This window comes from Sandaracinobacteroides sp., from assembly GCF_057137845.1.
The window spans coordinates 1-24,599 of record NZ_DBNHFX010000141.1 but is presented as its reverse complement, the minus strand read 5'-3'; the positions used below and the strand labels follow the sequence as shown (position 1 = coordinate 24,599).

Genomic DNA, 24,599 nt, shown 5'->3' with positions numbered 1-24,599 from the left:
GGCTGGGCTTCGTCTATCAGTTCCATCACCTGCTGCCCGACTTCTCGGCGCTGGAGAATGTCATGCTGGCGCAACTGGTGGCGGGTGCGGAACGGGCCGCAGCGCATGCGCGTGCAGCCGACCTGCTGGAAACACTCGGCCTTGGCGCGCGGCTGCATCACCGGCCTTCGCAACTGTCGGGCGGCGAACAGCAGCGGGTGGCCGTCGCGCGGGCACTGGCCAATCGGCCGGTGCTGGTGCTGGCCGACGAGCCGACCGGCAACCTCGACGAGGAAACCGCTGCAACGGTGCTGGACCAGTTCCTCCGGCTGGTGCGGGAACAGGGTTCAGCGGCGCTGGTTGCAACCCACAACCGGGCGCTGGCCGCGCGGATGGACCGGGTCGTGCAACTGCACCACGGGCGGCTGGAAGAACCTGCGGCCGCCGGGTCAGCAGCCTAGGCCTGATCGAGGAGCATTCCCGCCAACGCCTTCACCTTGGCGCTTTTCCACTGTGGAGCCGGCGCACAGAGCCAGTAGCCGTCGTCGATCGCGTTGCGGGCGCCGCGTTCTTCCAGCAGGCCGGAAGCCAGCCCATGTTCGGCCAGCGTCAGCGGCACGCGCGCTTCGCCAAGGCCCGCCAGTGCCCAGTCCAGCGCCTGCCCGGCATCGGGCAGCGCGATCGCCGGGCCTTCGAGGCTGCGCCAGCCCAGCGCGCGCGACGGCGCACCGGGGCGCGCCACCGTCACCAGCCATTCGTCGGCGAGCTTGCGGCCGAACACGCCCTCGGCGTCTGGCGCGGGGCCGAAGCTGAGCGCGAGATCGAGGTTCGCCTGCGAGAATTCGACGGGCTGGTCGAGCGCCAGCACCTGCACCTGCGCCGTGGGGTTGGCGGCCAGCCAGCCATCGAGACGCGGCATCAGCCAGTGCCGGATCGCCCCGCGCGCGCAGCCGATCGACAGCCGCAACGCGCCCTGCCCGTCCTGCAACGCCGACACGGTTTCCTCGAACGATGTGAAGCCGGCGCGCAGATGCGGCAGCGCGCGCACGGCCTCGGGCGTCAGTTCCAGCCCGCGCGCCGAACGGCGGAACAGGATCACACCAAGCGTTTCTTCAAGCGCGCGGATCTGCTGGCCGACCGCCGCCGGGGTAACGGCCAGTTCGTCGGCGGCCCGCGTGAAACTAAGCGACCGCGCAGCCGCATCGAACACCCGCAGCGCGTTCAGCGGGATGAGCGAGCGCTTCACGCTAGTTCGAAGCCCGTCTGGCGTCTGGCGAAACGAGGTCGAACGCCGGGATTTCCACTTCGAAGCGGCGGCCGCCGCTGTCGGTCATGCCGAAGCTGCCGTGCATCGTGCCCATCGGCGTCGGCAACGGACAGCCCGACACATAGTCGTAACTACCGCCGTGCGCGATGATCGGCTGTTCGCCCACCACTCCTTCGCCGACGACGTCGCGGCGCGTGCCACGCCCGTCGGTGATGATCCAGCTTCGATCGATCAGTTGCACTTCGCGCCCGGACTGGTTTTCCACGCGCACATGATAATGCCAGACCCAGTGGCCCTGCGCCGGATCCGACTGGTCTGCGGCATAGCGGGGTTGCACGCGAACGGTGATGCCGTCGGTCGTTGCGCAAAATGCGAAGAATTCGCCCAGCGTCAAAGTCCTGTGGCCTTCAGCGCCTGATCGAGATCGTCGATCAGGTCGTCGGCGTCCTCGATGCCGACCGACAGGCGCAGCATGCCTTCGGTGACGCCCATTTCCTGCTGCACCTGCGGCGAAACGCCGGAATGTGTGGTCGAGGCGGGGTGCGTCATCAGCGAGCGGCTGTCACCCAGATTGTTCGAAATATCGATGATCCCCAGCGCATCCAGCAGCCCGTGCGCCTGCTTGCGACCGCCATCCAGTTCGAGGGCAAGGATCGTGCCGCCCGAAGTCATCTGCTGCATCGCCAGCTTGTGCTGCGGGTGGCTTTCCAGTTCCGGATAGAGGACGCGCGGCACCCGCTTTTCCAGAAAACGCGCAATCCTCAGTGCGTTGGCGCAGGCGGCGCGTGCACGCATGTCCAGCGTTTCGAGGCTTTTCAGCACCAGCCACGAATCGAACGGAGAGAGCAGCGGCCCGGTGTGCCGGGTAAAGGCCAGATAGGTGTTTTCAACCCAATCCTTCGAGCCCATCACGGCGCCCGCAAGCACGCGCCCATGCCCTTCCATCAGCTTGGTCGCGGAATAGGCGACGACATCGGCCCCGAGTTCCAGAGGGCGCTGGATCGGCGGCGGCGCAAAGGCGTTGTCGACGATGAACAGCACGCCGGCCTCGCGGGCGATGCGCGAAACCGCCTGCATGTCGACGATATCGAGCGTCGGGTTGCTGGGGGTTTCCAGAAAGATCGCGCGGGTGTTGGGGCGAAGCGCGCGCCGGAACGCATCGGCATCGCGGCCATCGACGGTGGTGGTCTGGATTGCGAAGCGCGGCAGGATGGTGTCGACCAGCACGCGGCAGTTGCCGAACATCGCCCGGCCGGCAATCAGGTGGTCGCCGGCCGACAGCGTCGACATCAGCGCCGCCGTCATCGCCGCCATGCCAGACGACGACACCCGGCAGCTTTCGGCGTTTTCCAGCAGCGCCAGCCGTTCTTCCAGCATTTCGACGGTCGGGTTCTGCAGGCGGGAATAGGTCATGCCCTGTTCCTCACCCCGGAACCGGCGCGCCGCCGTCTCGGCATTGTCGTAGGCATAGCCCGACGTCATGAAGATCGCTTCCGACGTCTCGCCATATTCGCTGCGCGCAGTGCCGCCACGCACGGCCTGTGTGGCGGGGCGCCAGTTGCGGGTGATGGCGCGGTCCTGTCCGGTCTTTCTTTTCATGGAGGTTCCATAAGCCTGCAGGCGCGCGAGGCAAGCCCGAACACCGGCTGCACCGGACGTTGCCGGGCGATTCGCTTTGGGTTAAGGGCGGTCAACCAAGTCTCGAGGGCTTTCATGCGAATCTGGTTTTCCATCCTTGCAGCCGGCACGCTTCTTGCCGCTGGCGGAATGATCGTGTCGGCTACCAACGCGCGGACGGCCGCCGCCGCGCCGCGCGCAACAGCCGCCCCGGCGGCGCAGAAGGGCAATTTCCACGACTTCACCCTGACGACGATCGACGGCAAGCCGATGCCGCTGTCGGCGTTCGACGGCAAGGTCGTGCTGCTGGTGAATACCGCCAGCTTCTGCGGCTTCACCCCCCAGTATGAGGGCCTGCAAAAGCTGAACGCCGAACTGGGGCCGAAGGGGTTCGCCGTCGTCGGCATCCCCTCGAACGACTTCAACCAGGAATACGACAGCAACGGCAAGATCAAGGAATTCTGCCAGGCGACGTTCGGCGTCACGTTTCCGATGTCGGAAAAGTCGGTCGTCAGCGGCCCCAATGCGATTCCGCTCTATCGGTGGGTGAAAACCCAGATCGCCACCGAGAACGAGCCGAAATGGAACTTCCACAAGATCCTGATCGGCCGCGACGGGCGCGTCATCGCCGGATTCAACAGCAAGGTGACGCCGCAAAGCCCCGAATTGACGGCCGCAATCGATAGGGCCATCAAAGCCAAACCCTGAAATCGAGGCTCCGAGGTCAGCGCCATGATGAAATCTCCGATCCTGCCTCTGGCCATTGCCGCACTCGCCCTCGCCGGATGCGGAAAGAAGGCTGAGGACAAGGCCGCAGCGCCCGCAGCGCCGGTTGCAGCGGCCGATCCCGGCAAGGCCAGCGCCACCCACACCGTCGCCTTTACCTGCGAAGGCGACATGGCGGTCACCGCAATCTACGGCACCAACCGCGAGGGGAATGAAGAACTGGCGCTGATCATCCAGGGCGATGATTTCAGGCTGGCGCCGACGCCCGCCGCCTCAGGGGTGCGCTATGCGTCGCCGGATGGCGCAGTTGCGGGCAAGGGCATCATCTGGTGGGAAAAGGGCAACGAGGCGCTGCTGCAACAGGCCCCTTCCGACAAGGTGAACGACCCGGCGGCAGGCGTGACGGCGCGCAAGTGCAAGGTAAAGACCGAACCATCCGCCGTTCCCGGAGCGCCGGCCGCCCCGGCGACTGCGGCACCGGCAACTACCCCTCCGGCATCCACCCCACCGGCTGGCTGACACGGAAACAATTTTGTCGGCGTTGCCCTGAACGGGTTTGAATCCTAAACAGGCAGGCGACAATCACGTTCAGGAATGTCCCGTGCCCAATATCCTGCTGGTCGACGATGATCCCGGAATCCGCGACCTCGTCTCGGATTTCCTTGGCCGCCATGGCTATGTGGTAACAACGGCGGAGGACGGCGCGGCGATGGATCGCGCCATCGCGCAGGCCGAACATCCGTTCGACCTCATCGTCCTCGACCTGATGATGCCCGGAGAGCATGGGCTGGAAATCGCCCGCCGGATCACCGGGCCGGGCGGGCCGGCGATCATCATGCTGTCCGCCATGGGAGACGACAGCGACCGCATCGTCGGGCTGGAAGTCGGCGCCGACGACTATCTGTCGAAGCCCTGCAACCCGCGTGAACTGCTGGCGCGCATCCGCGCCGTCCTGCGCCGCCGCATCGAACCCTCGGCAGACCCGGCGGGCCTCGTCGCCGAGTTCGACGGCTGGAAACTCGATCTGGTGCGCCGCGAACTCACCTCGCCCGAAGATGTGCTGATCTCGCTCTCGGATGGTGAATTTTCCCTGCTGCGCGCATTCGTCGAGCAGCCGCAGCAGCCGCTGGCGCGGGAAGCCCTCCTCGACCTTGCGCGCGGCAAGGGCACCGAAGGCTATGACCGCTCGATCGATGTCCAGATCAGCCGGTTGCGCCGCAAGCTCGACAGCGCGACCCGCTCGCACGAGGAACTGATCCGCACGGTGCGAAACGAAGGCTATATGTTCACGCCCAAGGTAGTGCGGCGCTGACCGAAAGCCCAACCCGGACTCCTGCCTCGAACGCAGCGACGGCAAAAGGCCGCCGCCCGCGCCCGCACGAGATATCCAGCTCGCTGTTCACCCGGATCTTCGCTCTGGTGCTGGCAACCGTCGCCGTTGCGCAGGTCGTAAGCCTGGTGCTGCTGGCCGCGGTCCCGCCTGACCCGCCGCGAACCATGGCTCTCGATACGTTGGCGCGCGCCATCCTTGCCCGCGACGAGCAGATGCTGATTTTCACTTCGCTGCCGGCGCCCGACACCGGCGCCGATCCGTCGCCGGCGATGCTGCGGGTGCGGATGGAACTGGCCGACCGGCTGGGCCGGGCGCCAGCCGATGTCATCGTCCGCGTGTCAGAAATGCAGGGTCGGCGCTTCGTGCAGGTCTATCCGGATGGCGACGACGACGGCCTGCCGCAACCGGCGTTGATCGGCCGGTTCGAAGTGGAAATGCGCCAGGGCGACGGCTGGGTGCTGATCGAGCCGCGCGGCCTCAGCCCGTTCGACACGCGCGAACGCCGTTTCCTGCTGCTGTTCATCTCGACCGCCTTCACGATGCTGCCAGTGGCGTGGCTGTTCGCGCGCCGGCTTGCCCAGCCGTTCGAGCAGTTCGCCGACGCCGCCGAGCGTATCGGCCGCGACCCGCGCGCGCTGCCGCCACGGGTGCGTGGCCCGATGGAAGTCGAGCGTGCGGCCGAAGCTGTCAGGCAGATGCAGCAGCGGTTGCAGGCCTATGTGACCGACCGCACGCAGATGCTTGGCGCCATCGCCCACGACCTGCGCACCCCGCTGACCAGACTGGCGTTCCGGCTGGAGGCGCTGGACCCGGCCGACCGCACGTCGATGCAGGGCGATGTCGCCGAAATGGAGGCGATCATGAAGGCGACGCTAGGCCTTGCCCGCGCCGACAGCGCGCCGACCGAACACCAGCCGCTGGAAATCGGATCGCTGGTCGAGAAAGTGGCCGACGATCTGGCCGAAACCGGTCGCCGCGTCAGCGCCGAAGTGACCGACAGCATCGTCGTCGACGGCGATCCCGTCGAGCTTCGCCGGCTCGTGGCCAACCTGCTGGAAAACGGCGAGATTTATGGCTATCGCGCACATGCCCACGTCTGGCGCGACGACAGCCACGCCGTCATCGAGATAACCGACGACGGCCCCGGCATCCCGGAAGCCGAACTGGAACGGGTGTTCGAACCGTTCTACCGGCTGGAGCGTTCGCGCAACCGCGAAACCGGCGGCACAGGTCTTGGCCTTGCGGTCGCACGGTCGATCGCGCGCGCGCATGGCGGCGACATCGAACTGGAAAACCGCAGGCGCGGCGGCCTTCGCGCGCGGGTGCTGCTGCCCGCCGCGCCGAAACGCACGCGGAATGCATGAAGCCCGTTTGAACAGCGCCGGGTTTAACAGGCCCGGGTTTGAACAGGATGGACGGATCGGCTAAGGGCCGTCGCGACTTCCAATCCGCATTTCCCCGAAGGACCGACGTGGCCTACCAATACAGTTTTGTCATGAAGGGTCTGACCAAGACCTTTCCCGGCGCTCCGAAGCCGATCCTGAACAACATCCACCTTCAGTTCCTGCCCGACGCCAAGATCGCCATCATCGGCAACAACGGCGCCGGCAAGTCCACCCTGATGAAGATCATGGCGGGCATCGACACCGAATATCAGGGCGAGGCATGGGCGGCGGAAGGCGTTCGCGTCGGCTATCTGGCGCAGGAACCGCAGCTCGATCCGTCGAAGAACGTGATCGAGAATGTGAAGGACGGCGTCCGTGGCGTCGCCGACATGATCGACCGTTTCAACGCCATTTCGGCCGAAATGGGCGAACCGACCGACGACACCGATTTCGATGCGCTGATGGCCGAAATGGGCGAGTTGCAGGAAAAGATCGACGCCGTCGACGGCTGGACGCTGGACAACCAGCTCGAGATCGCGATGGACGCGCTGCGCTGCCCGCCTGGCGACTGGTCGGTGGAAAACCTGTCGGGCGGGGAAAAGCGCCGCATCGCACTGTGCCGCCTGCTGCTGGAAAAGCCGGAAATCCTGCTGCTCGACGAGCCGACCAACCACCTCGACGCGGAATCGGTTGCGTGGCTCGAACAGCATCTGAAGGAATACCAGGGCAACGTCATCCTCGTCACCCACGACCGCTACTTCCTCGACAATGTGGTGAACTGGGTGCTGGAAATCTATTACGGGCAGGGCATCCCCTTCGAAGGCAATTATTCCGCATGGCTGGAAGCCAAGGCCAAACGCATGGCCCAGGAAGAACGCGAAAGCGAAGCCCGCACCCGCGCCATCAACCAGGAACTGGAATGGATCCGCTCCAGCCCCAAGGCGCGGCAGACCAAGTCGAAGGCCCGCATCAAGGCGTTCGACGAACTGGTCGCCAAGCAGGATGCGCAACGAAGTTCAGACCGCCAGATCCTGATCCGCAACCCCGAACGGCTCGGCTCGACGGTGATCGAAGCGACCGGCCTGTCGAAAGCCTATGGCGACAAGCTGTTGTTCGAAGACCTGACCTTCTCGTTGCCGCCGGGCGGAATCGTCGGCGTGATCGGCCCGAACGGCGCCGGCAAGACGACGCTGTTCCGCATGATCACCGGGCAGGAACAGCCCGACACCGGCAACATCAAGATCGGTGAAACCGTGCATCTGGGCTATGTCGACCAGTCGCGCGATGCGCTGGATGCCGGCAAGACGGTGTGGGAGGAAGTGTCAGGCGGCAACGAACGCTTCGCCTTCGGCAAGCAGGAAGTGTCGTCGCGTGCCTATGTCGGCGCCTTCGGCTTCAAGGGCACCGACCAGCAGAAGAAGGTCGGCCAGCTTTCCGGCGGTGAGCGCAACCGTGTACACATGGCGAAGATGCTGAAGAATGGCGGCAATGTGCTGCTGCTCGACGAACCGACGAACGACCTCGATGTCGATACGCTGCGGGCGCTGGAAGAAGCGCTGGAAAATTTTGCCGGTTGTGCCGTCGTCATCAGCCACGACCGCTTTTTCCTCGACCGTCTGGCGACGCACATCCTTGCGTTCGAGGGCGACAGCCATGTCGAATGGTTCGAAGGCAACTTCGAAATGTACGAAGCCGACAAGCTGCGTCGCCTCGGACCGGCGGCTGAACGGCCGCACCGGCTGCAATACAAGCGGCTGACGCGCTGACCGGAACGGCTTGTGCGCCATGGATGACAGCATCACCGCCGACGTAAAGACGCGCGACCGCGAACGCTGGCTTTCCGTGCTGTGGGCGCCTGCGGCTGCACGGGCGGCGATGCTGGCGATCCATGCCTATGATCTGGAACAGCAGCGGATCGTGGCGCATGCGCGCGACCCGATGCTGGCGGAAATCCGCATGGCGTGGTGGCGCGAACAACTGGAAGCCCTGCCACGCGGCGGCGATCTGCCCGCCGAGCCGCTGCTGCGGGAACTGGCGGAAGTCTGCCGCGTGCGCGGCGTCGATCTGGCCGCGCTTTCGCTGGTGGAGGATGGTTTGCGGCCGATTCTGGGCAGTGGGCCGCTTGATCCACTGGTGCTGGCGCAGGCGCGGGGGTGGCCGCTGTTCGAAGCGCTGGCGACCGCAATCAGCGCCACGCGGCCCACAGGCGATCTGCTGGCGGCCGTTCGGGCCGCTGGCACCCGTTGGGCGCTGGCGCGGTTGTGGCGCGGCGGCTGGGGCCTGGCCGAAGACCGGCTACGCCCGTTGCCGCCGCCTGCCCTGCCGCCATTGCCGGGCCGCCTGCCGGCACCGCTGGCGGCGCTCGATGCGCTGGCGGCGGATGACTGGGCGCGCATGGCTGCCAACCAGCCGCTGCGGCGTATCGCTGCACCCGCACGGCAGTGGAAAATGGCGGGCGCCGCCTTGCGCGGCATCTGATCGCAGCCAAACCGGCGTTTGCGGCGGCCACCGAAGCTGCTAGGCGATCTCGCCTCGGGGTCGGACCCGCGCTGCTGCAAGGTATTGACCGCATGGCCTTCTTCCGACCAACCCGTATTGCAGCCGTCGTTGCTGCCACCCTGATGGCAGCCGGGGCATCCGCCCTCTGGCTGGCGGCCGACAGCAACCGGGCGGTCGCAACGGCGCCGCGCGCACCGGCCACGGATGTAGCCACCACAGACGTTGGCGCCATACCTATCGAATTGCCGCAACCCGTTGCAGCAACAGCAAAAAGCCGTGAAGAAAAACGCTTCGCCCGCGTCGACCGCGACGACGATGGCCGCATTACCGCCGCCGAATATCTGCACCTGCGCCGCCGCAACTTCGACCGGCTGGACCAGAACGGCGATGGCCGGCTTTCGTTCGAGGAATATGCAACGGCCGGCGCGCAGAAGTTCCGCACGGCCGACGGCGACCGCGACGGCCTGCTGACGAACGGCGAATTCGCCACCACCGCGCCAAAACCGAAGAAGGCGGCTGCACGATGCCAGTGCCCGCCGACAGCTCTGGCAGCCGCCGACGAACCGGAATAGCCCGGCAGAAATTCAGCCGCTGTTCATGCACGCGGCGCGATTTCACCGCCACCCGATGGTTGCCACCCCCGGCAGCCACAAGGTTTTTTGTGCTTAGACAAAGGATACTCACCATGGCTCGCGCCAAGAATCTTTTCATCGCCGTTGCAGGCGCCGCCACGCTGATGGCGGGCACCCAGGCGATCGCCGCTGAACCGTTCAACGGGCCGTACATCGGCGTGCAGGGCGGCTGGCAGCAGGACCGCGCCCGTCTGACGCTGCGCACCCCTGCCGGCGTCACCAACGACCGCGACACCCAGTCGGGCTTCACCTATGGTGGCCAGATCGGCTACGACGCCAATCTCGACGGCCAGTTCGTTCTCGGCGCCGAAGCCTTCCTGACCGGCGACACCAGCAAGAACCAGTTCCCGGGCGCCGTGACGTTCGACGGTGGCCGTTCGTTCGGCCTGACCGCCCGCGCCGGTGTGCTTGCCGGCCCGCGCACGCTGATCTACGCCAAGGGTGGCTGGGAAAATGGCCGCTTCACCTACGAACAGCAGCGTTTCGGCCTTGCCAATCTGCGCCACAGCGCCAACGCCAATGGCTGGACTCTGGGCGCCGGTATCGAGCAGATGCTGACCGAAAACGTGTCGGCTCGCGCCGAATTCCGTCACACCAAGTTCAACAGCTTCAGCAACAACGACCTGAACGCAGCCGTTGGCGGCGCCGCGGAAGCCCGCGTCAACCGCAACCGCCTGCTGGTCGGTCTGAACTACCGCTTCTGACCCTCGTGATCCTGTCGGCGGGTCAGAACATGCCCGGATCAGTTGCAATCATCTGATCCGGGCCATGCAGAAAAACCAATAACCACAGCGCCCGATCTGTGTAACGCAGACAACCGGGAGGTCTGCTCCTGCTGACGGAGACAACGGAAGCCGGCGCGGGTAAACGGGGCAACCCGTTTCCCGCGCCTTTTTCGTTTCAGCGCCCGTTTTTCGTTTCAGCGGTTGGTTGTGGCTTTCTGGGCGGGCGCTGCGGCAACCTCAAGCAACCGCCGCTCCAGTGCCTTCAACTGTTGCGCGCTCACGATCTTCTGGCCCAGAAGATCAGTCAGGTAAAACGTATCGACGGCCCGCTCGCCGTAGGTTGCGATGTGCGCCGAATGGATCGTCACATTGGCGCCGAACAGGGCATAGGTCAGGGCATAGAGCAGCGCCGGGCGGTCGAGTGCCGTCACCTCGGTCACGGTGAAACGGTTCGACGCACGGTCATCGATAATTACCTGCGGCACCACCCGGAACGCTTCCTGCCGCCGCCGTGGCAATGGCCGGGCGGAAAGCCGTTCGCCCAGCTTCACCCGCCCGCCCAGCGCGTCGCGGATCGCGGTTTCAAGGCGGCGCAGCCGGTCGGGTTCAGCGAACGGGCCGCCCAGCGGATCCTGCACCACCAGATTATCCAGCGCCATGCCATCGCGCGTGGTGTGGATGCGCGCATCGACGATGCTGGCGCCGCCAAGGGCGATGCCGCCGGCGATCCGATAGAACAGACCGGGATGGTCTTCGGCATATACGGTGACAAGCGTCGTGCCTGCCGCCGGATCGGGCGCGCAGCGGATTGCCGTCTGGTCTTCCAGTTCTGCCGCCCCGCCGATCAGCGCCATGTTGGCTGCGATCACCTCGATCGGTTCGGCCAGCCAGTAGCTGTCGGCGAAACGGTCGGCGAAGGTGGCAAACGCCGCTTCTTCGGCACCAGCCAGTTGCCGCACCTGCTGCTGGCGGGCGGCGATGCGCTCGCGGCGGCCGGTCTGCTTGTGGCCAAGCCGCAGCAGCTCCTCGGCTGCCTCATAAAGGGTGGTCAGCAACTGGGCCTTCCAGTTGTTCCAGATGCCGGGGCCAACCGCCCGGATATCGACGACGGTCAGCACCAGCAGCAGGCGAAGCCGTTCGGCCGAAGCAACGATTTCGGCAAAATCATGGATCGTCTTGGCGTCAGACAGATCGCGCTTGAAGGCCGTCGCCGACATCAGCAGGTGCTGCCGCACAAGCCATGCCACCGTGTCGGTTTCCGAATCGGAAAGCCCGAGGCGCGGGCAAAGCCTGCGCGCCACTTCCTCGCCCAGCACGCTGTGGTCGCCGCCCCGGCCCTTGGCGATATCGTGCAGCAGCACCGCCACATACAGAACCCGCCGCGACACCAACTGGTGCATGATCGCACAGGAAAGCGGGTGATCCTCTTTCAGTTCGCCCTTTTCGATGCTGGCCAGAAGCCCGATCGCGCGGATGCTGTGCTCGTCGACGGTGTAGTGGTGATACATGTCCCACTGCATCTTGGCGACCACGCGGCCGAAGTCGGGAATGAAGCGGCCCAGCACACCTGCCTCGTTCATCCAGCGCAGGATCTTTTCGGGATCGCGCGGCGAACAGAGTATGTCGAGGAACAGCGCGTTGGCGCGCTGGTCGTTGCGCACCTCCTCCGAGATGTGCCCCTCGTCGCGCGCGGCAAGGCGCATGGTCATGGGGTGGATGTCCAGCTCGTGCGCGTCGGCCAGATGGAACAGTTCGATCAGGCGAACCGGGTCGGCCCGGAAGAAGTTTTCATCCGGCGCCTCGATCCGCCCGCGCGACAGGCGAAAACCGTTCAGGCGGCGCGGACGCCGCGTGATGCGCGGGAACCAGGCCGAGCGCGAATGCTGTTCCTCGAGATGCGCCAGAAACAGCGCGGTCAGGTTGCCGACCTGCTTTGCGGTCAGGAAATAATGCCGCATGAACCGCTCGACCGCCGACATGCCGGGGCGGTTGGCATAGCCCATCCGCGCCGCCAGTTCGCGCTGCATGTCGAAGGTCAGGCGTTCTTCGGCGCGCCCGGCAATGTCGTGGAGCGCGATCCTGACCGACCACAAGTGATTGTGCGCGCGCTGGAACTGGCGGAATTCGTCGCGGGTGAACAGCCCCTTCTCGACCAGTTCGTGCGCATCGTTCACCTGATGGACGAACTTGCCGATCCAGAACAGCGTCTGCAAGTCGCGAAGGCCGCCCTTGCCGTCCTTGACGTTCGGCTCGACGACATAGCGGCTGTCGCCCATGCGCTTGTGGCGCGCCTCGCGCTCGGCCAGCTTTTCGGCGATGAACGATCGGGCTTCGCCTGCAACCACTTCGCGCCGGAAGCGGGCCGCCCCTTCGTCATAGAGGGCCTGGTCGCCCCACAGATAGCGGGCCTCCAGCAGCGATGTGCGGACGCTGAGGTCGGCCTTCGCCATCCGCACCAGATCATCGAGTGTGCGCACCGAGTGCCCGACCTTCAGGCCAAGATCCCAGAGAATATAGAGCGTCGCCTCGACGACCTGCTCGACCCATGGGGTATTCCGGAGCGGCGACAGGAACATGATATCGACGTCCGAATGGGGCGCCATTTCGGCCCGGCCATAGCCGCCGACCGCCGCCAGCGAAACGCGCTCGGCAGCCGAGGGATTGTCATGGCGATAGATGCGCTGCGTGGTTGCATCGAATGCGAGCCGCAGGATCTGGTCGACCAGAAAGCTCTGGGCAGCGGCAAGCTCTCCACCACGGCCGGGCATCGCCAGAATCCGGCGGCGGATCTCCTGCCGGCCATTCTCCAGCGCGACTTTCAGCACCGCCGCCACCGCGCGCCGCCGATCCTCGGGCAGGGCCTTGGCCAGCGCGCGGTCCATCACCGCCTGCACCTGCCGGCGATCGATGATTGCCCGCCGCTGCGGCAATTGGTCGTAAATCCCTGCCATGCGTTTCACATAGCCGACAGGATGGCCGGCGCAACATCCGGCATGCCGGTCGAACTCTCCCCGCCACAGTTGCGCCTACCCATCAAAAAAGCCGTTCCGCCGGTGCTGCATGCCTGCTACGCCCGAGGCCGGATCGCGGAAAGGGAGCCGAGATGGAGCAACTGCAAGACTGCCAGACCGAAAAATCCCCGGATGTCGGCGGGCCTTATGCCTGGTATGTGCTTGGCGTTCTCGTTCTCGTCTATGTCATCAATTTCATCGACCGGTCGATCATGTCGATCCTCGCCGAGGACATCAAGGCGCACCTCGGCATCTCGGATTCCGAAATCGGCTTTCTGTATGGCACGGTGTTCGGGGTGTTCTATGCGCTGTTCGGCATTCCGCTCGGCCGCCTTGCCGACATGTGGAACCGCATCCGGCTGCTGACCGTCGGGCTGACGCTCTGGTCCGGCATGACGGCGCTTTCCGGGCTTTCGCAAAGCTTCGGGCAGCTTGCGGCTGCGCGGATCGGCGTCGGCGTCGGCGAAGCATCGGCGTCGCCCGTCGCCTATTCGGTGCTGTCGGACTATTTCCCCAAGGAAAAGCGGGCCACCGCGCTTTCGATCTACTCGTCGGGCATCTACATCGGCGGCGGCTTTTCGCTGTTCATCGGCGGCCTTACGTCGCAGCGCTGGAACATCGCCTTCCCCGACGGCGGCCCGCTTGGGCTGGTCGGCTGGCAGGCAGCGTTCATGGCGGTCGGCATTCCGGGCCTGCTGCTGGCGCTCTGGGTGTCGACGCTGCGCGAACCGATCCGCGGGCTTTCCGAAGGGATCGTCATGCCTGTCGAGCCGAACCCGTTCCGAAAATTCCTGTCGGAACTGGCCAGCGTGATGCCGCCATTCACCATCATTCACGCAGCGCAGCACGGCCCTCGCGCGCTCGTCGCCAACCTTATGGGGCTTGCCGTCGCCGCACTGTTCTTCGCCCTCATGAGCCATTTTTCCGGCGACTGGCCGCAGTGGCTCGCGCTCGGGCTTGCGGGCTATGCGGTCTGGTCGTGGTCGCAGTCGCTCTCGTATCGCGACCGGCCGACGCACGCGCTGATCTGGGGAACGCCGACCTTCCTGTTTCTGGTGCTTGGCTTCGGGATGCTGGCGCTGGTCAGCTACGCGCACGGCTTCTGGAGCGCGCCCTACGCCATTCGCGTGCTAGGCGCCGACAAGGCGGTCGCCGGGTTCTTCCTTGGCGGCGGCGGTGCGCTTGGCGGATTCCTGTCGATCATCATGGGCGGCCGGGTCGCCGACCGGCTGCGCCGCAACAACCCGGCCGGGCGCATCTTCATCGGCTTCACGGCGGCGCTGCTGCCGATCCCGTTCGTGGTGCTGCAATACACCACCGGCTCGGAAACGATGTTCTATATCTGGGCCTTCCTCAGCTCGCTGACGGCGTCGCTGTGGGTGGGGGTTGCCGGGGCGACGGCACAGGATCTGGTGCTGCCGCGCATGCGCGGAGCGGCAACCGCCACCTTCTTCCTGGGAACAACGGTGATCGGCCTCGGCATCGGGCCGTTCCTCGGTGGGCGCCTCTCGGAACTGTTCGGCAATCTTGGCCATGCGATGATCGCGCTGTCGCTCGGCGCGCCGCTGCCGCTGCTGTGCTTCCTCTATGTGTATCGGCATCTGCCCGCCGCAGAAGCAAGCCGGATCAATCGCGCGCGCGCCGCCGGCGAACCCATCTAGCCCCAACGGAGAGTAGCATGAGCCTCAACATCAACAGCCTGTTCTCGGTCGCCGGCAAGACCGTCGTCATCACCGGCGGCAGCCGCGGCATCGGCGAGATGATCGCCCGCGCCTATGTCGAAAACGGCGCGAAGGTGATCCTCTCCAGCCGCAAGGCAGCCGACGTGGAGGCGCTGGCGGCAAGCCTCGGCGCCGCCGCCACGCCGATCCCCGCCGACCTGTCGCAAATGCCCGAGATCGAGCGTTTCGCCGCCGAAGTGGCAAAGGTGACGGGCAAGGTCGATGTGCTGTTCAACAACGCCGGCGCATCCTGGGGCGCAGGCTTCGACGAATTCCCTGAAGTCGGCTGGGACAAGGTGATGGACATCAACCTGAAGTCGGTCTTCTTCGTGTCGCAAAAGCTGATCGGGCTGCTGGAAGCGGCGGCAACCCCTGCCGATAATGCCCGCATCATCAACATCGGCTCGATGGATGGGCAGCATGTCTCGACGATGGAAACCTACAGCTATGCAGCGTCGAAAGCCGGTGTGCTGCACCTGACACGCATGATGGCGAAGAATCTGGCCCGTCGGAATATCGCGGTCAACGCGATCGCGCCGGGCTATTTCCCCTCGAAGATGACGGCCGGAGTCGCCGACGAGATCGACGGCGGGGCAATGCAGGTCGCGCCGATGGCGCGCTGGGGCACCCCTGAGGACATGGCCGGTGTCGCGCTGTTCCTCGGATCACGCGCTTCAGCCTATCTGTGCGGCGCCACCATCACCGCAGACGGCGGCTACTCGACAACCGCCTGAGTTCAGCCGGCCTTTTCCGGCCAGTTCCCTGCCCGCGCCACAAGCGATGGCATCTGTCGGCCGAGGATCGCCTCGAACCAGTGGTTGGTGGCGATCAGCGCATCGAGATCGACGCCCGACGCGATGCCGGAACGATCGAGCAGATAGACCAGTTCCTCGGTCGCGATATTGCCGGTGGCGCGCGGCGCGAACGGGCAGCCGCCAAGGCCGCCCAGCGACGAATCGAGGGTGCGGACACCTGCCTTCCATGCGGTCCACGCATTGGCGATCCCGGCGCCACGGGTATTGTGGAAATGCGCGCGCAATCGAACGCCCGGCGCTGCTTCGGCGACGCGGCCGAACAGGTCTTCCACCTGCGCCGGAACCGCAACGCCGATCGTATCGGCAAGGGCGATCTCTGCCGCTCCGGCTTCCGCCATTTCCACGGCCAGCCGCACGACGGTTTCCGGCGGCACCTTCCCCTCGAACGGGCAGCCGAAGGAGGTGGCGATCGTCACCTGTCCGATCAGTCCGCCTTCCTGGGCAAGCTTCAGCATCGCCCGGTTTTCGGCAATGCCCTCGTCGATCGTCTGCCCCTGGTTGCGCTGGCCGAACGTGTTGGATGCAACGATCACGCAACCGGCTTCGTCGACGCCGCGCCGCCCGCCTTCGCGCGTGCCGAGCGCGCGCAGCACCCCGCGCTTGTTCAGGCAAAGGCCGATGTAGGAAACGTCGCGTCGATCGGGCAGGGCCGCAATCACCGCCTCGCCGTCGCCCATCTGCGGCACGCGCGCGGGATTGACGAAGCTCGCCACCTCGATGCGTTTCACCCCGGCATCAAGCAGCCGGTCGATCAGGCCGGACTTGCCCTCGGTCGGCACCAGTTCCTTTTCGTTCTGCAGGCCGTCGCGCGCGCCTACTTCGACGATCTGGATGGCGGGGGAATCGTTCTGCATCTGGCTGGTCCTGTCTGTTGCGGCTTGTCGCATCCGCCTGCCTCCCTCTATGCCCCGATCGAACGAGGAACAAGGAGAGTGGCCGCGAATGGCACAGGGCGCGCTTGACGGATTGCGACTGATCGAACTGGGGACGCTGATTGCCGGTCCCTTCTGCGGGCAGTTGATGGCCGACCACGGCTGCGAGGTGATCAAGGTCGAGCCGCCTGCGGCACCCGGCGATCCTGCGGCGGGCGATCCGATGCGGCAATGGGGCAATGGCAAGCCGGTGTGGTTCCCGGTGCTTGGCCGCAACAAGAAAACCATCACCCTGAACCTGCGCGACCCGCGCGGCCAGGAACTGCTGAAGCGGCTGGTCAGGAAAACCGATTTCCTGCTGGAAAATTTCCGCCCCGGCACCATGGAGAAATGGAATCTAGGCTATGATGCCCTGTCGGCCGAAAACAGCGGCCTCATCATGATCCGGGTGTCGGGCTATGGCCAGACCGGGCCTTATGCCCGGCGCGCAGGCTATGGCTCGATCGGCGAGGCGATGGGCGGTCTGCGCAATCTGGCGGGCGACCCGTCGCTGCCGCCCAGCCGCGTCGGCCTTTCGATCGGCGATTCGCTTGCCGCCACCTTCGCCTGCATGGGCGCGATGATGGCGTTGCACCACCGCCACCGCACCGGCGAGGGGCAGGTCATCGATTCCGCGATCTATGAATCGGTGCTGGCGATGATGGAGGCAACGGTGCCGGAATACACCGAAGCGGGCTTCGTCCGCGAACGGACCGGCTCGATCCTGCCGGGCATCGCACCGTCGAACGTCTACCCGACGCAGGATGGCGAAGTGCTGATCGGCGCCAACCAGGACAGCGTGTTCACCCGCCTGTGCAACGCCATGGGCGAACCTGGTCTTGCAGCCGATCCGCGCTTTGCCACCCACGAAGCGCGCGGCGAACGCCAGGCCGAACTGGACGAGCACATCGCCGGGTGGACAAAAACGCTTTCATCGGCCGAGCTATTATCGCTGATGGAGGCAAACGGCGTGCCGGCGGGACGCATCTTCAAGGCGCCCGACATGCTGGACGACCCGCAGTTCCGTGCGCGTGAGGCTCTGGTGAAAGTCGCGCATCCGGCGTTCGGCAATCTGGTCATGCAGAATGTCTTTCCCCGGCTGTCGGCGACGCCGGGGCGGGTGAACTGGCCGGGGCTGCCGGTCGGTGCCTCGAACCATGAAATCTATCGGGAACTGCTGGATCTTTCCGACGACGACCTTCGCGGACTGGCCGGCGAAGGCATCATCTGATCGCAGCGTGGCATGGGAAAATCCGGGGGCGCCCATGCCTAAGTCCGGGACTGATACTCGGCAGCCCCGGATACCCGGCCTTCAGATCGACGCGTCTTCCCAGCGGCGCGTCGATTCGATGCTGGCAAGGCGTCCGCGCGCCTTCATCACCAGATCTGCTTCATCGATATCAAGCGAGCGCATGCGCATGTCGCGCAGGGTGCCAGCGACAGCGGCCGCGATACCAAGCAGCAGCAGCGTCATATCCCAGCCGACAGGGCTGTGGTTTGCATGCCAGCCGCCTTCACTCAGCAGCGACACGCAGACGGCAACATGCAGCGGCAGCAGCAGGTTCAGTTCGCCACGCGCGGGCCGGATCAGCAATCCGAACAGCACGATGGCCACACCGGCGGCCAGAATGCGGATCGGCTGTTCGGCAACCGGCATTTCCATCACCAGCGACAGGCTGGCCACCAGCAGCACCACCAGAATCACCCCGGCGATCGCCATGGCGCCCGAATGCTGCTCCAGCCGGATCCGGGCCGACGCGATGCGCGCCCGTTCGTCGGCAAGGCGGCTGTCCTGCGCGATCAGCCTGGCCAAGGCCGGATCGGCGTTGCAGTTCGATTGCTGCTGGTTGCGATTGACGAGATAATCCAGCGCTCCGCGATCAACGGCAGTCCGATCGAGCGCGCTGCTGTGTGCAGAATAAGAACGGTTGTTCACGGCCCAACTCCCAAGTGGTTCTTTCCGACCCTTGCGACTTGGCTAACCCGGATGAACCACAACGCCAATAGCTTAACTGTAAACCAGTGTGGCAAATACTGCTCGCACTAGCGATTGTGCCAGTCCGGCCCGGGCATGATGCGTTTCATGAAACTGTCGAACATCGGCACGGTGAATGCGGTGTCGCCGTGCGCCGGGGAATGCAGCATGCCCTTGCGGATGAGGCTGTTGCGGATCGGGGCCAGTTGCGTCGCCTGCTTGCCCAGCAGTTCGGCGATATCGGCCGAACGATGCGGCCCGGCGCCCAGTTCAGCCATCGCCCGCATATAGCGTTTTTCGGTAGGCGTCAGCCGGTCGAAGCGCACCCGGAAGAAACTGGCGTCCAGTTCGGCAACCGCCATCACGGTGGCGTTCGCCACGTCCTGCACGGTGATCGGTGAACAAAAGGCAAGATCCCATGTGTGCTTCCCCCATTCCTGCAGGAAATAGGGATAGCCCTGCGTCTGCCCGAGGATGGCCTCGACGGCAGCCGGTTCGATTTCCTCGTCCTCGCGCTCGATCGGGATGACGACGGCGTTGCGCGCGGCGCCCGGATCCAGCGCACCCACCTCGACATATTCGAACAGGCGTTCGGCATAGCTTTTCGCCCGGCCGATCTGGCCCAGCAGTTGCGGCAGGCCCGCCGCCACCATCGCCACCGGCAGTTGCGCCTGCGCCACCGCGTGCATCGCTGCAATCAGCGCCGCCATCTCGGCTTCTTTCACATACTGAAACTCGTCGATCGCCAGCACCACAGCCGTCGCCCGTTCGCGGGCGGCTTCGCCCACCGCCGACAGCAGTTCCGTCAGGTCCAGTTCCAGATCGCCCGAATCGGCAAGGCCTTTCTCGGGCTCGGCGTCCAGCGTCAGTTCGAGATCGTGATAGCTGAGTTTCAGCCGGGCAAACCCGGCCAGCGCCCTGAGCGCCTTCTTTGCGCCCTGCTTTGCCGATTCCATGCGGTCGAGCCGCAGCAGCACTGCACGCAGCGACGGCGCAAGAAAGGCCGGAAGCGACTTGCCCTCGGGCGCTTCGATCCGCACTGCCTGCAAACCGCGTGCTTCGGCGTCGCGGCGGATCTGGCCCAGCAGCACGGTTTTGCCGGTGCCGCGCAACCCGTACAGGATCAGGCTGCGGGCAGGCCGCCCCATGACCGCCCGGTCCAGCGCAACCGTTGCCCGTTCCAGAATGTCGTCGCGGCCTGCCAGTTCCGGCGGGCGGGTGCCGGCGCCCGGTGCAAAGGGGTTGCGCAATGGGTCCATCGCGCAAGCCTGCGCAATAAAAGCCTACAGGTAAAGCTTGACAGAAGCCGCCCCTGCCCAGCCCATGCGCACATGCCAGCGCCACCGCATTTGCAACCGGGCGTCGTTTCCCGGCCGGTTTTCGGCTGATGCCGCCGTGGGTTGTGCCTGCGATCGGCGCGGGCGTCGTGATCGGGTTCATTCTGGGGTTGCTGGGGGCTGGCGGCTCGATCGTTGCCGTGCCGCTGCTGGTCTATGTGGTGGGCGTCGGCGATACCCATGCCGCAATCGGCACGGCCGCCGTTGCCGTGTCGCTTTCGGCGCTGATGGGGCTTGCCGGGCACGCCCGTTCGGGCACCGTGCAGTGGGGGTGCGCCATCGCCTTTGCCGCAGCCGGGGTGCCGGGCGCCGCACTCGGCGCGCAACTGGGCAGACATACCAACCCCGACCTGCTGCTGGCGCTGTTCGGGCTGCTGATGATCGCGGTTGGAATGGTGATGCTGCGCAGGCGGCCCGCCGCCCGTGGCCATGATTTTCAGGTCAGCCGCGCCGATGTGGCGCCACTCCTCGTCCGGCTGCTGCCGCTGGGCATGGCGACCGGACTGCTGGCCGGCTTCTTCGGCATTGGCGGCGGGTTCCTGATCGTTCCCGCGCTGATGCTGGCGACGGGGATGCCGGTTGCCTCGGCCATCGGTACGTCGCTTGCTGTTGTCTTTGCGCTGGGCGCAACGACCGCCGCAAGCTATGCCGCCGCCGGCCGGGTGGACTGGGGGCTGACGGCGTTGATGGCGATCGGCGGCGCACTTGGCACGGTGGCCGGTGTCCGGTCCGGCCGTGCGCTTGCCAATGCAAAGAACCTGCTGGCGAAGCTGTTCGCTTTCGCCGTCATCGCAACCGGGCTTTATGTGGTCGGCCGGGGCTGGCAGGCCCTCAGCTTGTGGGCTTCAGGCGGATGATCCGGCCTTGCTCCTCGTCTGTCAGGACATAGACCAGCCCGTCCGGGCCAACCGCCACATCACGCACGCGCGCACCGATCTTCACGCGATGCTCGGGCGTCGGGTTGCCATCGGCGCCGATCCGCAGCACCCGCACGTCCTGGCTCGCCAGTCCACCCGCCAGAATTGCGCCATCCAGCGCCGGGATCGCCTTGCCGCGATAGACAGCCAGCCCCGAAGGCGCGATCGACGGGATCCAGACAGAGACCGGGTCACGCATCCCGGCGCGCGTCTTTTCGCTGCTGATCGGCTGCCCGCTATATTCCATGCTGTAGGTCACCAGCGGCCAGCCATGGTTTCCGCCCTTTACCAGCCGGTTCAGTTCGTCCCCGCCGCGCGCGCCATGCTCGGTCTGCCAGACGATCCCGGTCCTCTGGTCCAGCGCCAGACCCTGCGTATTGCGGTGACCGATGCTCCAGACGAAGGGATCCCATGTGCCCTTCCCGGCACGCACGTCGGGATTGCCCGGCGCCGGTTTGCCATCGTCCGTCAGGCGCAGCACCTTGCCGAACCAGTTGCCGGGGTTCTGCGCGTTCGTGCGGATGGGCTTGCCGTCAAGCTGGACATTGATGTTGCCGCCATCGCCGACGCTCATCAGCAGGGTGCCGTCGCTCAGCCACAGCAGCCTCGAACCGAAATGCTGGCCGCCCTGCTTGGCGACCGGGTTGCGCAGAAGCTCCTTCACCTCGACCAGCCGGTTGCCGACCAGCCTGCCACGCGAAAGTGCAGTCCGGCTGGCGCTTTCCTCGCCAACCGAATGGGCCAGATAGACAAAGCCGTTCCGCGCGAAATCGGGGTGCACGGCCACATCCAGCAACCCGCCCTGCCCGACCGCCAGAACCTGCGGCACGCCCGCCACCGGTTCGCCGGGCTTGCCGTCGGCCGCCAGAATACGAAGCGTGCCTGCCCGCTCGGTCACCAGCGCCCGGCCATCCGGCAGCCAGGCGATGCTCCACGGGCGGGACAGGCCCGTCGCCCATGTTTCCTGCACGACACCAGCCTCTGCCGGCACGTCATAGGCAACGATCGGCGGTGCTTTCTGCTCTGCCGCCGCCACCGGCGCCGCAACCGTCAAACTCAGGGCTGCCATCATCGCGCGCATCTTCGTCTCCGTTCAGGAATGCTGTTCGTGGCGTATCTTTCGCGCAACATCGGCCTGCCGCCAAGCAGCAAGCGCGCTTTTGCTCGCGCGGGGCGGGAAACTCGCATAGAATCGCAGCCATCAGCCGGACATGACAGGGAGTGTTCATGCGACTCGACGACCAGCGCGAAAGCAGCAACATCGAAAACCGCCGCGACGAAGGCGGCATGGGCTTCGGCGCCGACGGCCAGCAACTCGGCGGTGTCGGCGGCGGCCTTGGCGGTCTGTTGGGCATGTTGCTGCCGATGCTGGGATCGCGGTTCGGGATCGTCGGCATCGTCGTAGCGCTGGGCGCGATCTTCCTGCTGAACGGCGTCGGTTCACGGCAGGGGGCGGGGCCGGTCGGGCCACAGGTAACCACCCAGTCACCGGCGGCGCAGGCCAGCGGCGAGGCAGGCCAGCTTCAGGGCGAATCCGACAGGTTCGTCGCCCGCGTGCTGGCCACCACCGAGGATGCATGGGGCAAGATCTTCGAGGCGAGCGGACAACGCTATCCGGCGCCCAAACTGGTGCTGTTCGATGGCAGCATCCGTTCGGCCTGCGGCGGCGCGACTGCGGCGTCCGGCCCGTTCTATTGCCCGGCCGACCACAAGGTCTATCTCGACACCAGCTTCTTCGACGAACTGTCGCGCCGCTTCGGCGCCCCCGGCGATTTTGCCGCCGCCTATGTGATCGCGCACGAAGTCGGCCACCATGTGCAAACCCTGACCGGCGCCTCGCAGGAAGTTTCACGCGCGCAGCAGCGCGCCGGCAAGACCGAGGCGAACCAGCTTTCCGTGCGGCTCGAACTGCAGGCCGACTGTTATGCCGGGGTATGGGCCGCGCAAAACCGCAACCTGCTGGATAGCGGCGACTTCGAGGAAGGCGTGCGCGCCGCGCAGGTGATCGGCGACGATGCGCTGCAACGGCAGGCGCAGGGCCGCGTAGTGCCCGACAGTTTCACCCACGGCACCTCGGATCAGCGCATCCGCTGGCTGACAAAGGGCTTCGAGCACGGCGATCCGGCCGCCTGCGATACCTTCTCGATTCCCTATAGCCAGCTCTGAGACCCTCGATGACTGACCAGTTGCTGCTGGAACAGGGCCGCGAAGCGATTGCGCGGCGCGATCTGGCAACCGCGCGCGACAGGTTGCAGGCCATGCAGTCGCCGCCGGCGATGACATTGGCGCAGGTCTGCGCACATCTGGGCGATACTGATGGCGAAGAAGCCGCGCTTGCCTTGCAGCTTGCGGCAGAACCGCGCCACCTGCCGGCGCTGCTGGCGATGGGCGACTTGAAGCACCGGCGCGGCGACGACCGGGCGGCGGTTTCATTCTTCAAGGCGGCGCTGGGGCAGGCCAGCATCGAAGCGCCGCCGTCGGCGCTGCATCCGGTCCTGCACCGTGCCGCCGCCCATGTCGAAGCCGCCGGCCGGCGCTTTCAGACCCATCTGATGGACAGTATGGGCGACGTATCGGCGCTGCCGCGCATCGGCCATGCGCTGGACCTGCTGACCGGCAAGGCGCAACTATACCTGCAACAGCCCAGCATGTTCTATTTCCCCGGCCTGCCGCAGCGCCATTTCTATGATCGCCGCGAGTTCGACTGGCTGGCCGACATCGAGGCAGCAACGCCCGCGATGCAAGGTGAATTGCAGGCAAGGCTGGCCGGCGGATCGGACTTTCGCCCCTATGTCGAAAGCCGGGCCGACCGCCCCGCGCCGAACAACCCCCTGAAAGACGATTCCAGTTGGGGCGCGCATTATTTCTGGAACAACGGCGAGATCGTCGAAGACCATGCACGGGCATCGCCGGCAACGATGGCGGCCCTTTCACGCGCGCCGATCCCCGTCATACGCGGGCGCTCGCCGATGGCGCTCTGGTCGCTGCTGAAGCCCGGCACCCACATTCTGCCGCACCACGGGATGCTGAACACCCGGCTGATCTGCCACATCCCACTGGTGGTAAACCCGGACTGCGCATTGCGCGTCGGGCCGGAAACCAGAAGCTGGGAAATCGGCAAGGCCTTCGTCTTCGACGACAGCATCGAACATGAGGCCTGGAATCGCGGGCGCGACACCAGGGTGATCCTGCTGTTCGAAATCTGGCGGCCGGAAATCCGCGAAGAAGAACGCGCAGCACTGACCCGCCTGTTCGAAGCGATCGACGAACTGCAACCAACCGAAGGCGGCAACGGCTTCTGAACACGGAACCCGCGGCAGCGACTGGCGAGGACCCCACGGGCACCAGGCATGGTGTCAACATATTGAGTTTACTGCGATAAATGTTCGAAGCGGGACCCGGCCATGGCGTCGGAGGCGAATATGCACCAACAATCAAGCTGGACCACTCGGTGAGGGTCGATCACCTGTGGCAGCGCAAGGGAAAGCGCGCGTTCGAGGCGGAGCAACAGGCACGGAACAACTGACCTCGCCTATCGGCTCGGTTGTGGCGTTCGGTCCTTGTTGCGCCTGTCGGCAACATAGCTTTGACCGCTTTCGGTTTTCACAATCTCGAACAAGCCGGTCGCCGCAAAGAGCGCGGGGAAATTCTTGACGCCGTAATTGCGTGGGTCAATTGGGGCTTGTCGCTTGGCCGCGCTTCCCGCCGCCGACATCGCCGCCCATCCATCCTCGCGCACGGCGGCGTCA

At 65.7% G+C, this 24,599-nt stretch carries 24 protein-coding genes; 15 read left to right on the top strand and 9 right to left on the bottom strand.

What is annotated here, in order from left to right:
- Positions 1–440: ABC transporter ATP-binding protein (locus tag AC16JP_RS08310; protein WP_484340148.1), on the top strand; the 440-nt coding region annotated here is incomplete at its 5' end.
- On the opposite strand, the gene AC16JP_RS08305 is transcribed toward AC16JP_RS08310, so the two are convergent.
- From AC16JP_RS08305 to AC16JP_RS08295, 3 genes are read right to left on the bottom strand one after another with little or no spacing between them, the layout of a single operon-like run.
- Positions 437–1,225: a LysR family transcriptional regulator gene (locus AC16JP_RS08305; protein WP_484340147.1), complete on the bottom strand. Its 789-nt coding sequence runs from the start codon at positions 1,223–1,225 to the stop codon at positions 437–439. The genes AC16JP_RS08310 and AC16JP_RS08305 overlap by 4 nt on opposite strands.
- A gap of 1 nt (position 1,226) precedes the next feature.
- On the bottom strand, positions 1,227–1,640 hold the full coding sequence (gene apaG / locus AC16JP_RS08300) for a Co2+/Mg2+ efflux protein ApaG (RefSeq protein WP_484340146.1): 414 nt from the start codon (positions 1,638–1,640) through the stop codon (positions 1,227–1,229).
- Positions 1,637–2,845 (bottom strand): trans-sulfuration enzyme family protein, encoded by a 1,209-nt coding sequence (locus tag AC16JP_RS08295; RefSeq protein ID WP_484340145.1) that lies wholly within the window; start codon positions 2,843–2,845, stop codon positions 1,637–1,639. Before AC16JP_RS08295 ends, apaG begins: the two co-directional genes overlap by 4 nt.
- Positions 2,846–2,959: 114 nt before the next feature.
- On the opposite strand from AC16JP_RS08295, the gene AC16JP_RS08290 reads away from it, so the two are divergent.
- The 8 genes from AC16JP_RS08290 (at position 2,960) to AC16JP_RS08255 (ending at position 10,142) form a co-directional block, all read left to right on the top strand.
- Positions 2,960–3,571 carry a glutathione peroxidase gene (locus AC16JP_RS08290; RefSeq protein WP_484340144.1) on the top strand — a complete coding sequence of 204 codons (612 nt, stop codon included), beginning with the start codon at positions 2,960–2,962 and terminating at the stop codon, positions 3,569–3,571.
- A gap of 24 nt (positions 3,572–3,595) precedes the next feature.
- Positions 3,596–4,108, top strand: a complete 513-nt coding sequence (locus tag AC16JP_RS08285; protein ID WP_484340143.1) for an MliC family protein — start codon at positions 3,596–3,598, stop codon at positions 4,106–4,108.
- Between the two features lie 82 nt (positions 4,109–4,190).
- Positions 4,191–4,901: a response regulator gene (locus AC16JP_RS08280; protein WP_484340142.1), complete on the top strand. Its 711-nt coding sequence runs from the start codon at positions 4,191–4,193 to the stop codon at positions 4,899–4,901.
- A 107-nt stretch (positions 4,902–5,008) separates the two neighbouring features.
- Positions 5,009–6,286: a sensor histidine kinase gene (locus AC16JP_RS08275; RefSeq protein WP_484340141.1), complete on the top strand. Its 1,278-nt coding sequence runs from the start codon at positions 5,009–5,011 to the stop codon at positions 6,284–6,286.
- Positions 6,287–6,393: 107 nt separating this feature from the next.
- A complete protein-coding gene (ettA, locus tag AC16JP_RS08270; RefSeq protein WP_484340140.1) occupies positions 6,394–8,073 on the top strand; it encodes an energy-dependent translational throttle protein EttA in 1,680 nt (559 codons plus the stop codon).
- A gap of 19 nt (positions 8,074–8,092) precedes the next feature.
- Positions 8,093–8,785, top strand: coding sequence for a squalene/phytoene synthase family protein (locus AC16JP_RS08265; RefSeq protein ID WP_484340139.1), 693 nt, complete (start codon positions 8,093–8,095; stop codon positions 8,783–8,785).
- 92 nt (positions 8,786–8,877) lie between these two features.
- Positions 8,878–9,378 carry an EF-hand domain-containing protein gene (locus AC16JP_RS08260; RefSeq protein WP_484340138.1) on the top strand — a complete coding sequence of 167 codons (501 nt, stop codon included), beginning with the start codon at positions 8,878–8,880 and terminating at the stop codon, positions 9,376–9,378.
- Between the two features lie 113 nt (positions 9,379–9,491).
- Complete coding sequence (locus AC16JP_RS08255) at positions 9,492–10,142, top strand: outer membrane protein (RefSeq protein ID WP_484340137.1); 651 nt, start codon at positions 9,492–9,494, stop codon at positions 10,140–10,142.
- A 215-nt stretch (positions 10,143–10,357) separates the two neighbouring features.
- On the opposite strand, the gene AC16JP_RS08250 is transcribed toward AC16JP_RS08255, so the two are convergent.
- Positions 10,358–13,114 carry a [protein-PII] uridylyltransferase gene (locus AC16JP_RS08250; protein ID WP_484340136.1) on the bottom strand — a complete coding sequence of 919 codons (2,757 nt, stop codon included), beginning with the start codon at positions 13,112–13,114 and terminating at the stop codon, positions 10,358–10,360.
- Positions 13,115–13,266: 152 nt separating this feature from the next.
- Here AC16JP_RS08250 and AC16JP_RS08245 point away from each other — a divergent pair, with 152 nt between their 5' ends.
- Both AC16JP_RS08245 and AC16JP_RS08240 read left to right on the top strand, forming a co-directional pair.
- The gene (locus tag AC16JP_RS08245) at positions 13,267–14,835 is read left to right on the top strand and encodes a spinster family MFS transporter (RefSeq protein ID WP_484340135.1); all 1,569 of its coding nucleotides are present in this window, start codon (positions 13,267–13,269) and stop codon (positions 14,833–14,835) included.
- Positions 14,836–14,852: 17 nt separating this feature from the next.
- Positions 14,853–15,629, top strand: a complete 777-nt coding sequence (locus AC16JP_RS08240; protein ID WP_484340134.1) for an SDR family oxidoreductase — start codon at positions 14,853–14,855, stop codon at positions 15,627–15,629.
- A gap of 2 nt (positions 15,630–15,631) precedes the next feature.
- On the opposite strand, the gene AC16JP_RS08235 is transcribed toward AC16JP_RS08240, so the two are convergent.
- The gene (locus tag AC16JP_RS08235) at positions 15,632–16,564 is read right to left on the bottom strand and encodes a hydroxymethylglutaryl-CoA lyase (protein WP_484340133.1); all 933 of its coding nucleotides are present in this window, start codon (positions 16,562–16,564) and stop codon (positions 15,632–15,634) included.
- An 88-nt stretch (positions 16,565–16,652) separates the two neighbouring features.
- Between AC16JP_RS08235 and AC16JP_RS08230 the strand changes: the two genes are divergently transcribed.
- On the top strand, positions 16,653–17,852 hold the full coding sequence (locus AC16JP_RS08230) for a CaiB/BaiF CoA transferase family protein (protein WP_484340132.1): 1,200 nt from the start codon (positions 16,653–16,655) through the stop codon (positions 17,850–17,852).
- An 81-nt stretch (positions 17,853–17,933) separates the two neighbouring features.
- On the opposite strand, the gene AC16JP_RS08225 is transcribed toward AC16JP_RS08230, so the two are convergent.
- Both AC16JP_RS08225 and AC16JP_RS08220 read right to left on the bottom strand, forming a co-directional pair.
- On the bottom strand, positions 17,934–18,557 hold the full coding sequence (locus tag AC16JP_RS08225; RefSeq protein ID WP_484340131.1) for a hypothetical protein: 624 nt from the start codon (positions 18,555–18,557) through the stop codon (positions 17,934–17,936).
- 107 nt (positions 18,558–18,664) lie between these two features.
- Positions 18,665–19,855 carry an ATP-binding protein gene (locus AC16JP_RS08220; RefSeq protein ID WP_484340130.1) on the bottom strand — a complete coding sequence of 397 codons (1,191 nt, stop codon included), beginning with the start codon at positions 19,853–19,855 and terminating at the stop codon, positions 18,665–18,667.
- 128 nt (positions 19,856–19,983) lie between these two features.
- Between AC16JP_RS08220 and AC16JP_RS08215 the strand changes: the two genes are divergently transcribed.
- Positions 19,984–20,790 (top strand): sulfite exporter TauE/SafE family protein, encoded by an 807-nt coding sequence (locus tag AC16JP_RS08215; RefSeq protein ID WP_484340129.1) that lies wholly within the window; start codon positions 19,984–19,986, stop codon positions 20,788–20,790.
- Here the strand turns inward: AC16JP_RS08215 and AC16JP_RS08210 are convergent.
- A complete protein-coding gene (locus tag AC16JP_RS08210; RefSeq protein ID WP_484340128.1) occupies positions 20,765–21,931 on the bottom strand; it encodes a PQQ-dependent sugar dehydrogenase in 1,167 nt (388 codons plus the stop codon). The genes AC16JP_RS08215 and AC16JP_RS08210 overlap by 26 nt on opposite strands.
- Before the next feature lie 146 nt (positions 21,932–22,077).
- On the opposite strand from AC16JP_RS08210, the gene ypfJ reads away from it, so the two are divergent.
- Together ypfJ and AC16JP_RS08200 are read left to right on the top strand one after the other, a co-directional pair.
- Positions 22,078–23,016 carry a KPN_02809 family neutral zinc metallopeptidase gene (gene ypfJ, locus AC16JP_RS08205; protein WP_484340127.1) on the top strand — a complete coding sequence of 313 codons (939 nt, stop codon included), beginning with the start codon at positions 22,078–22,080 and terminating at the stop codon, positions 23,014–23,016.
- 8 nt (positions 23,017–23,024) lie between these two features.
- Positions 23,025–24,152: an aspartyl/asparaginyl beta-hydroxylase domain-containing protein gene (locus AC16JP_RS08200; protein WP_484340126.1), complete on the top strand. Its 1,128-nt coding sequence runs from the start codon at positions 23,025–23,027 to the stop codon at positions 24,150–24,152.
- A gap of 230 nt (positions 24,153–24,382) precedes the next feature.
- On the opposite strand, the gene AC16JP_RS08195 is transcribed toward AC16JP_RS08200, so the two are convergent.
- Positions 24,383–24,599 (bottom strand): OST-HTH/LOTUS domain-containing protein (locus AC16JP_RS08195; protein ID WP_484340125.1); only part of this gene is annotated, 217 nt, incomplete at its 5' end.